Below are 16,110 nucleotides of genomic sequence, written 5' to 3'. Positions count from 1 at the left end.
GGCATGCCGTTCGCCTGCCCGCCCGTTTTAGAAATATGAGCGTAAAAGCCACCCGAACGGGCATCGTCTTACGGCCCGACCCTACCCGTGTACTGTTCCGTCCGTTTGAGCTGGGCAGTACGACACGGACGCTGAAAATCATTGCCCGGGTCAGTTCGCTGACTGACGATGAAGTAGCCGTTAAGCTTCAGGAAGTTATCAATGAATTCGGTAGCCGGCACTACAAGCTGGAGCGCTTTTTCCAGAAGCGGTTTGAGCATATCAAACCGCATTTACTGACCGACGAGCCGCTGAGTATGGAGCGGCAGCTGCTGCTGGGCGCGTATTTTACGATGGAATACTCCCTCGAATCAGCCGCGCTGTTTAATCCGTCGATGATCTGGCACCCCGATCAGACGAATGTGCCGCCGGGATTCAAGCGATTTATCCTCAGCCTCCGTGCCACGGGTGAAGGCCATATCTCGTCAATTTCGTTCCGGATGGGCTACATCGACGAAGGCAGTAAAATTGTGCTCCGGAAACCATCACGCTACGTTACATCGCCTGAGATTGTGCCGAACCATGTGTTTAATAAAGCACAATTTGAGCGGAAGCTGTATGAGCTCCGGCTGATCAATGGCATTTCCGAGCGTATGCTGGCTGGTCTTGGTGATGAGTTTAGCCTCGCCGAGCTGGAGCTGGTTATCAAACGGATTACAACTCAATTCCGGTACAACGCCGAGTATGAGGCCATCGCTAACGGTATTCTGGCACTTGCCAGATCCAACTACGAGCTGCATTTCGACGAAGATCAGCAAATGGATGAGCGGTGCATTTTCCCGAGTTCCCCGAACGAAACGAACGGTATTGAAGATGCGCGTTTTGTGCAGTTTACGGAGGATAACGGCGAGGTAACCTATTATGCCACCTATACGGCATATAACGGTCACGTCACTTTCCCGCAGTTACTGGAGACGAAAGACTTTACGCATTTTAAGGTCAGTACACTTAACGGCGCCGAGGTGCAGAATAAAGGGATGGCGTTCTTCCCGCGTAAAATCAACGGCCGCTATGCCACGTTGTCGCGGCAGGACGGGGAGAATATCTACCTGATGTATTCGGATGATCTGTATTTCTGGCAAACGAAGGAGCTGCTTCTGAAACCGACCTACCCGTGGGAGTATGTGCAGCTGGGTAACTGCGGTTCACCGATTGAAACCGAAGCCGGCTGGCTGGTGCTGAGCCACGGGGTTGGTCCGATGCGGAAGTATGCCATCGGGGCGTTTCTGCTCGACCTTAATGACCCGTCGAAAGTAATTGGCCGCACTAAAGAACCGATCCTGAGCCCCGACGAAAACGAGCGGGAAGGCTACGTACCGAACGTTGTGTACAGCTGCGGCGGCATCATCAACGGCAATGACCTGATTATCCCCTACGCCATGGCCGACTATGCCAGCAGCTTTGCCATTGTCAACGTACAGGAACTGCTGGCCGAGCTGACCAGCGATAACAATAAATAAGTACCGGCAAGGTATATAAAGAGGAAAGGCCGTCAATTGACGGCCTTTCCTCTTTATATACTGCGGACGAATCGGTTAATTAGTCAACATCCCAGAACAAACGGGTCGTGAACGCATCGATTGTACCAACGGCTTTCACGTTTGTACCGTTTGAACCTGATTCTGTGTTCGGATAGTAGAAACGCAGCGGACGTTTGGCTTCGCCAACCAGCTGCACACTCTGTGGTGTTGCAGGCAGGTTAGTCCGGCGATATTCTGTCCATGCTTCCAGACCGCTGAAGTTAGCCAGTGCAATCCATTTCTGCGTGGCAATAGCTGTCAGTTTATCAGTAGTAGCTGCCCAGTCATAGTTTACGATTTTGCTGCCTTTGAATGCTTCAGCACCAGCTGTATTTGCACCCAGTACACGGAATGACTGCTTAATTCCTTCTTCGAAATAAGCCTGAGCCGTATTTGGCAGGGTTACATCGCTGTACCGCTGTTTTGCTTCGGCAAGCAACAGTTGTACTTCAGCAGCAGTCATAAAGATAATCGGACGGTCGAATGCACCGCGAACGATTAAGCTTGGTCCTACAGCACTTGTGTTGGCAGGCAGATAACCCGAGCTGGCACCGAATGGTGTACCGCTATAGTTAGCTGCAATTTCAGCGCGTACGCTTACGCCCGGTGCAGCTGTGTTTTCGTTACCTACTGCATAGGCAATACGCTTCAGACGAAGTGTATCACTTGACGACTTGAGGTTGTTTACCAGGAACTGCGTAATACGCGGATAGTTGTTCAGCGCCTGACGTGTACCGGCAGCATTGTAGCCCCAACGCTCGTAAATCGGGTTCATTTTACCAGCCGTTGCCAGGTAGAAACCGCTGCCACCTGAGCCTACATCTTCGCCATTGATAAAGCCTGAGCCCTGAGAAACGATTTTATTGATTTCGGTTTTGATATACGTATCACGGCCTGAGATGCGTGACTGGTGTATCAGAATACGCATCTTCAGTGAGTTAGCAAACTGCGACCATTTTGTAGTATTTCCTTTGAACACCAGGTCAGAACCTGTGAATGCACTGGCAAATGTATTGGCCTTCATGTCGGTTAAGGCTTCATCCAGCAATGTGATCAGCGATTCGTAAACGGCTTTTTGATCGTCAAATTTAGGAGCCAGCACAGCACTTCCTTTCAGTGCATCTGTGTAAGGTACGCTGCCGTACATATCCACCAGTTGCTGGAACAGGAATGCCTTCATTACTTTGGCTGGTCCTTTCAAAAATTTCTGATCGTATTTGTCGGCATTGTCAATTACGAACTGATAGTCCTGCAGGTTATCGTAGTAGCCATCCCAGTAGTTAAAATCACCATTAGTGAAGTTATAAGCAAACTGAGTAGTACTAATGATATACCCGTTCGACTGTGTCCACTGACCCGACCAGTATGAACCGATCTCGTTTGGGGTAACAATGTTAGCTGCCGATGTATTCAGTGCGTTTGTGAATACATAGTTAGGAGAGGCAGTAGGCAGCGTATTTGGGTTGGTATTGATGTCGAGGAAAGACTCCTGACAAGACGTCCCTGCCAACGCAACAAACGCTAATAAAACTATTGATTTTAATTTCATGTCCTGTTAATGTTGTGATTCCTAGAAACCAAGGTTGATGTTCACACCGAACTGACGTACCGGAGGCGTCTGACCAGTGTTGTTGATACCTAAGCCATTACCTGTTGTAAAGCTATACTCAGGGTCAGTATAGTAGTTCATTTTATCGACGATCGTAATCAGGTTACGGCCATACAATGCGATGCTGGCAGTCGAGAAGATTTTTGTCTTCGCTAAAAATGACTGTGGCAGATTGTATGACAGGTTAACATCACGAAGTTTGATAAACCAGGCTTTGTTCACGAAGTTTTCTGAGATTACCCGGTAGTTATCCACCCACAGAGCGTATTCAGGCTCACGAACTTTAATAGTTGTGTTTGGTGTCACAGATCCATCGCTGTTCAGTACGGCAGAGTTCGGGAAGATCTGATCCGTCCGGTTGTCAGTCCATTTGCCTGAACCGGTAAAGGTCATCTGACGGCCTAAGTCGCTGTACATGTAGTTGCCACCGCGATATTCGAAGTTAAAGGTAAAGCCAAAGCTGCCGTAGTTCAGTTTAGACCCTAAACCTACGATATGACGAGGTAGCGTACCACCACGCGGAGACAGTGTAGACTGACGCAGCGGATAACCTGTCGTGGCGTTAACCAGGCGATAACCTGAGCCATCCGGAGCATACTGATAACCATCGGTTTTCAGCATCGGGAACCGTGAGCCTTTGATTACATACGTACTAGCGTATGAATAACCGCTCAGCAGGAATTCATCAATGCCCGGATACAGGTCAATCACTTTGTTATCGTTGTATGAGTACCGTACAGAGGCATCCCAGTCCAGTTTACCGCCACGGGCAATCAGGTACTTGAATTCGCCTTCATAACCCCAGTTTTTCGTCTGCCCTACGTTGATCAGCAGGTTCGAGAAACCAGTAGTATTCGGTACTTTCACCGTGATTACCTGGCCTTTTGAGCTCTGGGTGTAAGCCGATACATCTAAGTTAACCCGGTTATTGAACAGCTGGAATTCGCCACCGATCTCTGATGAATAAACAACTTCCGGCTTCAGGTTAGCATCCGGCAGGGTGTTACCTACTGTCAGACCAACAGTGTTGCCGTATGGGAAGTTAGCACCGTTGTTGTATACCAGGTCAAGACCATAGAGCGGGATGTTATCGTTTGCGTTCTTGTTATAGTTAACCCGCAGTTTGGCGTAGTTCAGGAACGAGCTCTTAATAGTCGGGAAGGCATCGGTTGCAATGAACGAAAGGGCCGCTCCGTAATAAGGGTATGAGTAGAAATTCTTCGGACGGGTTGGCTTGTAGAACAACGACGTCTGGTCATAACGGAATGTACCGTTCAGAATCAGCCAGTTTTTGTAGTTGGTCGTTAAGTCAGCGTAGAAACCTTCACGACGCTGCAGTGAGTTAGCTTCACCACCTGTTAATTCGCCCTGACGGTTTGATACGTTATATACATCCGGTACAACGATCGTGCTCGACCCTACTGAGATTGACTTCAGGTAACGCTGGTATACGCTGTGACCCAGAATCAGTTTGTTTGAGAACGGACCGAAATCCTTTGTCAGCTGAATCTGGAATTCGTTGTTGATTACGTTTTCTGTGTTCGCGTAGTCGTTAACGCTACCCAGGACGTCGGAAATAGCGCGGTAGATACCTGTACCATCACCATCAAAATACCACGGAGCCGGAATGAACGATTTTGACTTTGCCCAGTCAGAATACAGAAATTTACCGGTTGTGTTTTTACCTGTCCGTGAGTTGTTCATGATGCCCAGACGCTCAGTAATCGTCATCCATGGCGTCGCCTTGTAGGTCAGATTCAGGTTACCCTGGATGTTAGCATCCTTGTAACGGGCACGATTGTTATCCGCGTTGAAGTACGGGTTGTTGTAATAGTCGTTGTAGAAACCGTTCGGGTTAGCGAGCGGGTTGTTCTGCCAGTCGCGCAGATCGCTCAGCGGCAGGTTGGCCGGCTGGTTGATTACGTCGTTATAGAAATCGGCTGATGTGCGGTCATACGAAGCCTGAGTATAGCTGGCGTTGAAACCGGCGTTCAGCTTACCATACTCGCGGGTAGCCGTCAGGCGGGCACCGGTACGCTCACTCTTATCGTGCGGAACAATACCCTGGATTTTCTGATTTTCAGCCGACATGTAAAATGAGCTGTTTTCATCACCACCCTGGAAGCTAATCTGGTTATTCATAGACACTCCAGTATCGAACGCCTTGTAACGTCCGTTTTTAACGGCTGAATACGGAACAATCAGCTGGCTGCCATCTTCGGCCGTACGACCGAGGATACGCATTGAACCATCGAACGGATCACCGAACTGCTGGTTTTCGTATGAACGCCAGTTGCCTTTCATCCGCACCAGCGGATCGCTGCTATAACCGGCAGAACCAAACGACGGATAGTAGTGCGAGCCGGAACCGTATTTTTCCTGGAATTGCGGCAGGAAGCTGATCTGCTCAAAGTTTGTACTGTTTGAGTAGCCAACCTTGATTTTACCCTTCGTACCTTTTTTCGTTGTGATGATCAGCGCACCGTTGATACCGGCCGAGCCGTACAGGGTTGCCGCCTGACCACCCTTCAGGATTGATACGCTTTCAATGTCATTCGGGTTAATCAACGCCAGTACAGTCGATGTTGTCTGCATACCGTCCAGAACCACGAGTGCTTCGTTGTTACCGGTCAATGAACGGAAACCGCGTAATACAATTTTCACCGACGGGTCAACACTGTTGTTCACGTTGTAAACAGCCAGACCGGTTACTTTACCGGACAGGGCCTGTGCCAACTGCGGTGAGCGGCCAACGGTCACGTCTTCAGTCTGTACTTTCGAGTACGCATAACCGATTTCGCGCTGGTTCTTACGAATACCTTGTGCCGTTACAACGATCTCCTGTAACTGAGACGCATCCGGTTTCAGCGAGATGTTGATTGTTGTCTGCGCACCAACAACTACCGTCTGCGTCGTAAAGCCGATAAAGCTGAACTGGAGCGTTTCCCCTTTTGACACCGCGATTTTGTACGTACCGTCTGCCTGTGTACTGGCACCGCGGCTCGAACCTTTGACAAGTACACTTACGCCGGGTAGTGGAGATTTGTCCTCCGAAGATGTGATCTGGCCCGTTACTGTAATGTTCTGCGCTAACAGCGGAACACAGAAAAGCAACGTCAGTAGCCAGCTACCGAGTAGAACTTTTTTCATAGGGAACGATTATTAGTTTGGTTATTTTGGAAAATTGACCGCAAATTATCACTTTTTAATTAATTCGGTAAAATTTTAATAAACTATACCTAACTTTTTGCCACATAATCGGTTGCCGTTTTCTCAATACAACGTAGTAATCAGGTCACTTTATTTAATGATTCCTTAATATTCGACCTGATAAATACAATTTTCGCAACATTTCGGCTCGCATGTTAAAAAAGTTTAAAATTGGACTTTCAATAAAAAAGGCGGACCATAAGGCCCGCCTTCATTATTAAAAAAATACCAGATTACAGTCGTCTAATACGTTCATTCACAACCCGATCTCCACCTGATCCAGGGTATTTATAGTTCAGAATGAATGTCCGCGTAGCCGGATCATAGCGGTTTTCCCCGAATTGCGTGGTCGCCGTGCTCGATGATCCTTTCGGTGTAAGCGTTACGGTATTGTCCGCATTTACCTTCAGCCACATGGTCCAGCCACTGCCACCCAGGTCCGCAAAGTTAGTTTCGCTGGTTGTCAGATCAATGGTCTGCAGTGTTTTCTGCTCATTGATCGCGCGGGCGCCGGCTGTCGGGTGTGTAAAGGTCCCCGTTGCCTGATAGCTACCTTCGTAGTTATTCCGCAGCTTGATGAAAATGATCTTTGTCGCATAGTTACCACTCACCGTTACCCCGCCCGTCGCACTGGTGATACTGACCGGAATGGCAAACTGATCGGTTGGTTTAATCGAGCCCGTATTGATCTGTACCGTAACAGGTGCCATGCGTGTACCCGCCTTTACCGTCACCGTCGGCGTCGTGATCTGGTAGGTTCCCGCCGTCGGCAACGTGTAGGCAGTGCCGTTCTGGCTATTATACGTAGTCAGCGCGCTCTGATTAATGCCCAGTGCCAGCTGCACATCCTGCGACGGCAGATTCGGCGAAGCAATGTTTACATTGAACGAATACGAGGTCGGCGTTGATGAAGACAGAAAACTCTGGTTATCCGCAATGCCGTAGAATGCCGACGACGGAATCTCCGCAATCGCACCGGCACCCTGAAAGTCCACATAATGTTCGTCGTCGTTCAGGCAGCCCGTCAGATTAAAAGCCGTCCCAACCGCAACGAGTATAGCAAGAATTTTTTTCATGGTTGATTTCGTTTATTTAATCCAGAACACCTTAGTTGTAAACTGGCTGACCTGCCCCTGCGCCTGCACGTTGGTACCGTTGTAGCTGTACTCACTCTGCGGATACAGCAACCGCACCGGAATCTGGCGCACGGTTACGCTCGGATCCCGTGAGATCGGCACAGCCGGTAAGCCCAGCCGGCGGTAATCACTCCATGCTTCGTAAGGCGAGAAACCATTCAGCGACGCCCATTTCTGGGTAATGATCGCCTCGATTTTATTCGGCGACGCGTCCCATCCTACGTTTGCGACGTTCTGCGAATAGTACTCCTGCGCGTATTCCTCCGCCGTACCGGTATCGTCCTGTACCTTAAGATTCCGGTATGATTCGGTAATAGCGGTCTGGTATAAGGTCTTTGCACTACCTGTAATCCAGCCGCGCTGCGCTGCTTCGGCCTGCAGGAAGAAAGCTTCGTGCGACGACATAATCACGGCATCCTGCGCGGCACTTTCCAGCAGTCCGGGGCCAATGCCCGATGTCTGGCTGTTGACCAGCGTATTGATATCGCCGAAATATGTGCCCCGGTATGCGCTGCCCGTCGACGATGCCGAATAGAAGAAATACAACCGCGAATCATTGGTCTGCGTGTAGAAATCAATGGCGTATTTGTTGCCGCGGTACTGGTTGTTGAGTTCAACCGTTGCCCCGCTCACCGAATAACCGAACGCACCATAGAACGGACTCTGTCGGTTGGTTGAGTTGGTATAGCCCGGATTCACCGACGCGTTTTCACCTTCATGCAGGAAACCGATGTTCGATGCCTTGATCTTAGCCAGCTCAGTCTGGATATAGGCCTGCCGGTCCGACTTTTCAGATTGCCGGAGCAGCATCCGCAGTTTGATCGTGTTGGCAAAACGGGCCCATTTGTCCATATCACCCTTAAACATGATGTCATTAGCTCCAATATTCAGTGACTCTTCTCCGGCATCCACCCGCGCATTTCCCTGATTGATGAAAATCAGGGCTGAGTCGAGCTGTACCATCAGGTTTTCATAAACCGCCTGTCCGTTTTCGTAGGTTGGCTGGAGGTTTGTGGCCCCTTTGAGCGCCCCTGTATAGGGTATATTACCGTAGGTATCTACCAGAATCTGGAAGTGCAGCGCCTTCATGACTTTGGCAATGGCCTGCAGGTACGGCTGATTACGGACCGCCCCCTGCTTCTCCACGAAATCATAGTCTTTCAGCCGTGTGTAGGCATCCGTCCAGATATCGTTGAAATAGGTCGTTGTAAACTGGTAGTTTTTGTCCGACTGACTGATCGAATAGTTACCGCTCCAGTTCCAGTAACCCATCCACAGGTTCAGGAAGGGAAAATTTGTGGCAAAATAGGTACCCGTTGCATTCAGGGCCGTTGGCAGTACCAGTTCCGGTGGTGCCTCCGTCGCCTGATTCGGGTTATTGTTAATATCGAAGTAGCTGTCTTTGCAGCCGGACACTGTTCCCAGTACCACAACCAGCGCTCCGATGGCAAATTTCTTTATATTGTTCATGATGAGTTCTGCGTTTAAAAACCTACACTAACCCGGAAACCATAGAAACGCGTTGTCGGCGTCTGGTACTCGTTCGTGATCCCGATTGCGTTACTGTTATCCACCGAGAATTCAGGATCGGAGAATACGTTGGTTTTCGGGCGGAACAACAACAGGTTACGACCGTTCAGGGCAATGTTCAGCGTCTTCACGAATTTCACCTTCTCCAGGAATACCGCCGGCACATCGTAGCTGATGGCCATCTCGCGTAACCGCCAGTAGTCGGCGCTGGTCACGTAGCTGGTTCCGGCCTGATGATAGGCTGAGTTTGTCCAGAAAAACAGGTTGCCGTCGCGGGTAGTCAGGTTAGTGTTCGGCGCGAACGTGCCGTCACTGTTCTGTACCACTGAATTCGGGAATACGAAGTTTTCGCGGCCGTTATAGGTTGACCGGATACCGGCACCGGTAAATTCAAGGGCGCTGCCCACCGAGTTATAAATCACGGCCCCGCCACGGTACTCCCACAACATGTTCAGGCTGAAGTTGCCGTACTTAAATGTATTTGAGATACCCAGCCGGTGTTTTGGCTGCGTCGAACCGGCATAGGCCAGATTCGGATCCAGAATCGTTTCGCCGTTGCTACCCACTACCGGACGGCCCAGGAACTGACCCGAAGCATCATAGTACGGGCTGTTCGGGTCATTGTTGGCACGGGCGATGTCGCTCACGTAAATGGCCGGATACGACTTACCGACAGCTGCATACACATCGGAACCGGTTCCGCTGCCATACGGGATATTCAGACGATCCAGATCACCGTACAGCGACAGAACCTTGTTGGTCAGATAGGTATAGTTCCCGCTGGCTTCCCACGTAAACTTACCGGCACGGATAATCGGACGGATTTTCAGATCAACCTCAATGCCCTGGTTTTCCATTTCACCGGTATTGATCAGGGCCGATGTATAGCCTGTTGCCCGCGAAATCTGAATCGGTACGGTCTGGTTGGTCGTATTCATTTTGTAGTAGGCAACCTCCAGATTGAAACGGTTCAGGAAGCCCAGTTCTACGCCAATCTCACGGTTGGTCGTAAATTCCGGCTTCAGGTTCGGGTCATACTGTGTGTTGCCCAGCTGATAGCCGGACTGGCTGCCATACGGAAACGACGTGCCGTTGGTATAGGCATTTGTACCGGCAATGAATACGTTCTGTAACTGATACGGTCCCACAGTGATGTTACCCACTTTTGAAATACCGCCACGCAGTTTCAGGTAATTCAGCCACGTTGTCCCTTTCAGAGCCGGGATGGCATCCGACAGAATCACCGACGCATCAACACTCGGATAGAAGAATGACCGGTTAGCGCTCGACAGCAGTGAGGTCCAGTCGTTCCGGCCGGTTGCGTGAATAAACACAAAGTCGCGGAAACCAACCGTAATGTCACCGAATGCCCCCATCAGGCGGCTGCGCTGCATGTACTCCGATACTTCCGGCTGACCAATTACGTTCGAGATGTTATACAGTCCCGGAATCTGCAACGCCGCACCGTAATCCGACTGCGTCCGGTAGTAATCCTGCTGAATATGGTGACCCAAAATCAGGTTAGTCGAAAACTCACCGAATTTAGGGCTGAACGATACGAGGAGGTCACCGGTAAAGCGGGTTGTCAGCGACATGGCATCCTGCACACGGGCATTGACCCGCTGCAGCGAAGAGGCAATATTACCGGCACCCCACGGGTCGCCCAGCGCATAGTCGGAGAAAGTAACCGCCGCGCGGTTGTATTTGTACGAGCTGAAACGCGCCTGCCCACCTACACGGTACAGGATATTCATCCACTCAACCGGCTTGTAGGCCACGTCCGCAAACCCCTGCAACGCGTAGTTGTTGGTTTTCTGACGCGAGTTTTCGCCGGTCACCTGCCACCACGGATTTGGATAATAGGCATTATAATAGCCGTTAACATTGCCATACGGCGAGTTGATATCCATCAGCCGCGGATCGCGGATCGGTACGTGCGCCGGTGTGTTCAGCACGTTCCAGTAAACCGGACGGTCCTGTCCGAAATCGCCGCCGGCCACGTTGGTATTCTGATACGTAAAGTTTACCGCTGCATTTGAGGTGAATTTATCTACCACACGACCACCTTTTACGCCAATCACCGTCCGCTGGTAGCGGTCGTTCGGGATAATCCCGCTCTGGTCGAGCCGCTGCAGGTTCAGGCCGAAATAATTGCTGTTATCGCCGACCCGGAAGTTAATGTCGTGCTGCGACAACACGCCCGTATTAAAGAAATCACGGCGCGGGTCTCTTTTTGTGGCGCTGTACGGCACCATCAGGGTATCCAGGCCCGATACGGTTCCGTCCGGATTCCGGATTTCAACACCATAGCCCAGCGGTACCATGCTGCCGTTGTAGGCCGGACCAAACTGCTGGTTTTCGTACGGTACATACAACCGGCGGCCATCGCGGTCCAGGAAGGGATTACCCTCGCCCCCGTTTGACCCGAATGAGCGCTGCAGCCCCGGCATGTAGGCCACGCTTTCAAACTGCGTTGAGTTGGTGTACGAAATCTGCGGGCGGGTTGCCGCCCCACCGCGCTTCGTCGTAATCACCAATACACCGTTCGACGCATCCGAGCCATAAAGCGCGGCGGCACTCGGGCCTTTCAGCACCGTCATGTTTTCGACGTCGTTAGGGTTGATGGTACTCAGGAAGCTGTTGTCGGTGATGATCCCGTCGACGACCAGCAGCGCCTGGTTGTTACCCAGAAACGAGCGGTTGCCGCGCAGTGTCAGCCGTACGTTACTGCCAACCCCGCTGTTTACGTTGTTGATCTGCAGACCCGACACTTTACCGGCCAGACCCGTCGCCACGTTGATCGGCGAAGCCTGTACCAGCTGCTGGTTATTTACTTTCGCCACGGAACCACCGATTTCGCGTTCATTCCGCTGGATACCAAAAGCAGTCACCACGACTTCGTTTAGTATAGCAGCATCCGACTCAAGCACTACATTGATTGTACTCCGGTTTCCCACCGCCACATCCTGCGATTTGTAGCCGACAAAGGAATAGGTCAGCGTTGAGTTGCCCGGTACAACAACACGATAGGCACCGTTTCCGTCGGAGGTTGTGCCCCGCGTTGTGCCCTTAATAACAATGTTCACACCCGGTAATGGGGAACCATCATCCGAAGCGGTAACCCGGCCACTCACTGTTACGTCCTGCGCCAGCAACGGAACACAGAACAACAGTGACAAGAGCCAGCTACCAAATAGAACTTTTCTCATAAACGACAATTGGTTAGCTAATTACTATTATTTGAAAAAGTGTCTACAAATCTAAAGCAGACATTTTATTATTCGCAACTTTTTGTCGTCCACAGAATAATTTTTTGATATTTATCGAATTAAATCGCCATTAAAATCAAAAAATCGTAATCTTGCCAAAGCAATCACAAAAACATTAATCACTGTAACTATTTAACTTTTCCTAGTTTGTAGATAATATAAAATAAACATTATCCTTCGCTGCTTGTTGCAGACAACTATATTTTGAGTCAACTAATTCTAACACAATAGTTTGTACACCAATTATTCGCATAAATATACTTACGATACACAGGGCTTTATTTTGGACTTTATCGCTATTTTTACTCCGCTTACGGCCAGGCCTAACCATCGACTACCTTGAAAAAACTATTCTCAAACCTTACATTCTGGGTTCTTACCAGTATCACCTTAGGCATTTTACTAGGCCACTTCCGGCCGGACATTGCGTTGCAGCCAATTCTTGACAGTCCGGTAAAAGGCCGGCTTATGGGGCAGGAGCTCACGATAGGAGCCACCATCAGCGAGATGCTCAGCGGGCTTTTTATCAGTGCCGTAAAGCTGTTCATCAACCCGATCATTTTCCTGACCATTACCTTAGGTATTGTCAGCATGGGCGATTTAAAGAAAGTCGGGAAAGTAGGTGCCAAAGCGCTGCTGTACTTTGAGGTAGTCACAACGGTCGCGCTTATTATCGGCATTGTGGTCGCCAATGTCATCCGGCCCGGCGATGGTGTAATGACGGAGCAGCTTAAGGGAGGCGATATTTCAAAGTACACCAAAGGCGCTACTGAATTCAGCTGGCTGAAGTTTTTCCTCGATAATGTCACGCTGCAGGTGCTGGTGTTTGCCATCCTGCTTGGTATTGTTCTGAGCCGTTACAGCGGCCGCGAGCAGGTGGTTGCCCTGATGACGCGCCTCTCTAAATATATTTTCTGGGGCTTGCACAAAGTGATGCTGCTGGCGCCCATCGGCGCTTTTGGCGGCATGGCTTTTACCATCGGCAAGTACGGTCTCGGCACCCTCCTGCCGCTGGCCAAACTCATGGGCACCGTTTACACGACCATGGCCGTTTTTATTTTCGGCGGCCTCGGCCTGGTCATGCGCTCGTACAACATCAGCCTGTGGGGATTCCTGAAATACATCCGCGAAGAGCTGCTGATTGTGCTGGGTACGTCTTCTTCGGAAGCAGCGCTACCCTCGCTCATGGAGAAACTCGAACGCATGGGCTGCGCCAAATCGGTGGTCGGGCTGGTGGTACCGGCCGGCTATTCATTCAACCTCGACGGCACAACCATCTACCTGTCGATGGCCACGATTTTTCTGGCGCAGGTCTTCAATGTACATCTGGATATCAATCAGTTGCTGACCATCATCGGCATTCTGATGGTAACGTCGAAAGGAGCCGCGGGGGTAACCGGCAGCGGTTTTGTGGTACTGGCCAGTACGCTGACGGCCATTAAGGTGATTCCGGTCGAAGGGCTGGCCCTGTTGCTGGGCGTTGACCGGTTTATGTCCGAAGCGCGTAGTATCACCAACTTCATCGGCAATGGCGTAGCAACCATCTGGCTGGCCAACAACGAAAAAGCCTTTGACCGCCAAAAAATGGCGTATGCCTTCGGCAACATTACCGAAAGTGAAGATATTGAAAAGGATAATCTGGATCCGTTGCCGGAGTAGGTTAAGCAGCTTGCCATAACTTCCAGGAAGTTTTGAACTTCCTGGAAGTTAATAGTAATTACAACTCCTTCACTGTCTCGATAAAGCAGCGGACTTTGTCGGGATCGGTATCCGGATAAACGCCGTGGCCAAGGTTAGCAATGTATTGTTGCTTACCAAACGCATCTACCATTTTCCGCACCTCGGCCCGGATCTGGTCGTAGCTGGCATAGAGCACACAAGGGTCAAGATTGCCCTGCAACGTCTTATTTGGCACCAGTAACCGCGATTCGGCAGGGTCCATGTTCCAGTCCAGGCCTACCACTGAGCAGTTCAGTTCACCAATAGCTTTACGGGCAAAAAACGCGCCTTTCGCAAAAACCGTTACGGGTACGTCAGTCGCCGGGTCAGCCGCAATGGCATCACAAATCTGCTTGATGTACGGCAGCGAATACGTATTGTACTGCTCCGGCGACAAGATACCCGCCCATGAATCGAACAGTTGAACCAGATTAGCCCCTGCCGCCACCTGCGCCTTCAGGTAGCCAATGGTACTGTCCGTGATTTTCTGCAACAAAGCGTGTGAAAACGCCGGATCGGTGTACAGCAGTTTTTTGGCTACAGAGAATGTCTTTGAGCCTTTACCTTCTGTCATGTAGCAGAAAATCGTGAACGGTGCGCCGGCAAAACCAATGAGCGGGACCCGGTTGTTCAGGCCTTTTTTAGTCAGCCGGATGGCTTCCAGCACATAGCCCAGATCGGTTTCGGCATCGGCAACGTGCAACTGCTTCAGGTCGTCGGCTGTCCGGACCGTTTTCGGGAATACCGGCCCGCGCTGCTCTACCATTTCGTAGGGTAACCCCATCGCCTCGGGCACCACCAGAATGTCGGAAAAGATAATGGCCGCATCAACGCCCAGGAGGTCAACCGGCTGAATCGTTACTTCGGCTGCCAGTTCGGGCGTGGTAGCCAGACTGATAAAGCTACCCGCTTTTTCGCGGACGGCCCGATATTCGGCCAGAATCCGGCCGGCCTGCCGCATCATCCAGACAGGCACCCGTTCGACCTGCTCTCCGCGCGCAGCCCGCAGCAATAAATCGTTTTGTAAGTTCATAGTCGTGACACCGGTATCCTGCGGGGCTTCCGGAGAAGTCCGCAGCCGCTAACCGGTGATTGTTAAAGAATAATCGTCCGGTTCCGGTGAATGAACACACGGTCGTTGAATACTAGTTTTAAGGCCTGGGACAGTACAAGTTTTTCGACATCCTTGCCTTCCGTGGCCATGTCGATAGCCGTATGCCGGTGGTCAACCTCTTTCACATTCTGGGCAATAATCGGTCCCTCATCCAGATCATTGTTGACGAAGTGGGCTGTGGCGCCGATGATTTTTACCCCCCGGTCATGAGCCTGCCGGTACGGGCTGGCTCCGATAAAGGCGGGCAGGAACGAGTGGTGAATATTGACAATCCGGTTCGGGTAATGCTTCACAAATTCCGGCGTCAGCACCCGCATGTACTTGGCCAGTACCAGGTACTCCGGCTGGTAAATGGCCAGTGTACGCAGAATAGCGGCCTCGTGCTCATCGCGCGTTTTGAGCTCGTGAGAGATGTAATGAAACGGAATCCCGAACTTGCTCACCAGCGGTTGCAGGTAATTGTAGTTACTCACCACGGCCAGAATATCCGCATCCAGTTCGTTGAAGGTGTACCGGATCAGCAGTTCGCCCAGGCAATGGTGTTCTTTCGTAACAAACACCACAATGTTCTTTTTCTTCTTGGGGTTAATGCGCAGGTTAATGCCTTGCGGAAGCGTGTTCTGTAGTTCAGTCATCAACGCTTCCTTATCCAGCTCCCCTTCAAATTCGGTACGCATGAAAAACTGCCCGTCGGGGCTTACGTATTCATCGTTCCGGATAATATTCAGATTGTGCCGAAACAACACACCTGTGACATGATAAATCAGCCCTTTATTGTCGGGGCCGTCCATCAGCAATATATGTTTAGTAGCGTCGGACATAAAAGCCTTAAAAACGCAAAGGTACAGACTTTATGCCATTTGACGGTCAGGGAAATAGCAGGAAGACGGCGCCGGTAAAGACGTAAACAGCCAAACACGTTTCACCCATTATAACCGCTATTGCCTGACATTGCAAATACAAC

Annotated in this window: 9 protein-coding genes; 2 read left to right on the top strand and 7 right to left on the bottom strand. The window is 50.6% G+C overall.

Features of this window, described 5'->3' with window-relative positions; genetic code table 11:
- Positions 1–35 precede the first annotated feature (35 nt).
- On the top strand, positions 36–1,499 hold the full coding sequence (locus tag AC23NW_RS06160) for a glycoside hydrolase family 130 protein (protein ID WP_293835976.1): 1,464 nt from the start codon (positions 36–38) through the stop codon (positions 1,497–1,499).
- A 79-nt stretch (positions 1,500–1,578) separates the two neighbouring features.
- Here the strand turns inward: AC23NW_RS06160 and AC23NW_RS06155 are convergent, their stop codons facing one another.
- The 5 genes from AC23NW_RS06155 to AC23NW_RS06135 form a co-directional block, all read right to left on the bottom strand.
- The gene (locus tag AC23NW_RS06155) at positions 1,579–3,108 is read right to left on the bottom strand and encodes a SusD/RagB family nutrient-binding outer membrane lipoprotein (protein ID WP_487448371.1); all 1,530 of its coding nucleotides are present in this window, start codon (positions 3,106–3,108) and stop codon (positions 1,579–1,581) included.
- 21 nt (positions 3,109–3,129) lie between these two features.
- The gene (locus AC23NW_RS06150; protein ID WP_487448369.1) at positions 3,130–6,318 is read right to left on the bottom strand and encodes a SusC/RagA family TonB-linked outer membrane protein; all 3,189 of its coding nucleotides are present in this window, start codon (positions 6,316–6,318) and stop codon (positions 3,130–3,132) included.
- A 293-nt stretch (positions 6,319–6,611) separates the two neighbouring features.
- On the bottom strand, positions 6,612–7,454 hold the full coding sequence (locus AC23NW_RS06145) for a BT_3044 domain-containing protein (RefSeq protein WP_487448368.1): 843 nt from the start codon (positions 7,452–7,454) through the stop codon (positions 6,612–6,614).
- 12 nt (positions 7,455–7,466) lie between these two features.
- The gene (locus AC23NW_RS06140; protein WP_487448367.1) at positions 7,467–8,984 is read right to left on the bottom strand and encodes a SusD/RagB family nutrient-binding outer membrane lipoprotein; all 1,518 of its coding nucleotides are present in this window, start codon (positions 8,982–8,984) and stop codon (positions 7,467–7,469) included.
- A gap of 14 nt (positions 8,985–8,998) precedes the next feature.
- On the bottom strand, positions 8,999–12,253 hold the full coding sequence (locus AC23NW_RS06135; protein WP_293835983.1) for a SusC/RagA family TonB-linked outer membrane protein: 3,255 nt from the start codon (positions 12,251–12,253) through the stop codon (positions 8,999–9,001).
- Positions 12,254–12,652: 399 nt separating this feature from the next.
- Between AC23NW_RS06135 and AC23NW_RS06130 the strand changes: the two genes are divergently transcribed.
- A complete protein-coding gene (locus tag AC23NW_RS06130; RefSeq protein WP_487448365.1) occupies positions 12,653–13,972 on the top strand; it encodes a cation:dicarboxylate symporter family transporter in 1,320 nt (439 codons plus the stop codon).
- Between the two features lie 58 nt (positions 13,973–14,030).
- Here the strand turns inward: AC23NW_RS06130 and hemE are convergent, their stop codons facing one another.
- Positions 14,031–15,065 (bottom strand): uroporphyrinogen decarboxylase, encoded by a 1,035-nt coding sequence (hemE, locus tag AC23NW_RS06125; RefSeq protein ID WP_293835987.1) that lies wholly within the window; start codon positions 15,063–15,065, stop codon positions 14,031–14,033.
- 62 nt (positions 15,066–15,127) lie between these two features.
- On the bottom strand, positions 15,128–15,967 hold the full coding sequence (gene purU, locus AC23NW_RS06120) for a formyltetrahydrofolate deformylase (RefSeq protein WP_487448363.1): 840 nt from the start codon (positions 15,965–15,967) through the stop codon (positions 15,128–15,130).
- Between the last annotated feature and the right edge of the window lie 143 nt (positions 15,968–16,110).

Source organism: Arsenicibacter sp. R0_47, from assembly GCF_057652235.1.
This window is presented reverse-complemented; position numbering and strand designations above follow the sequence as displayed.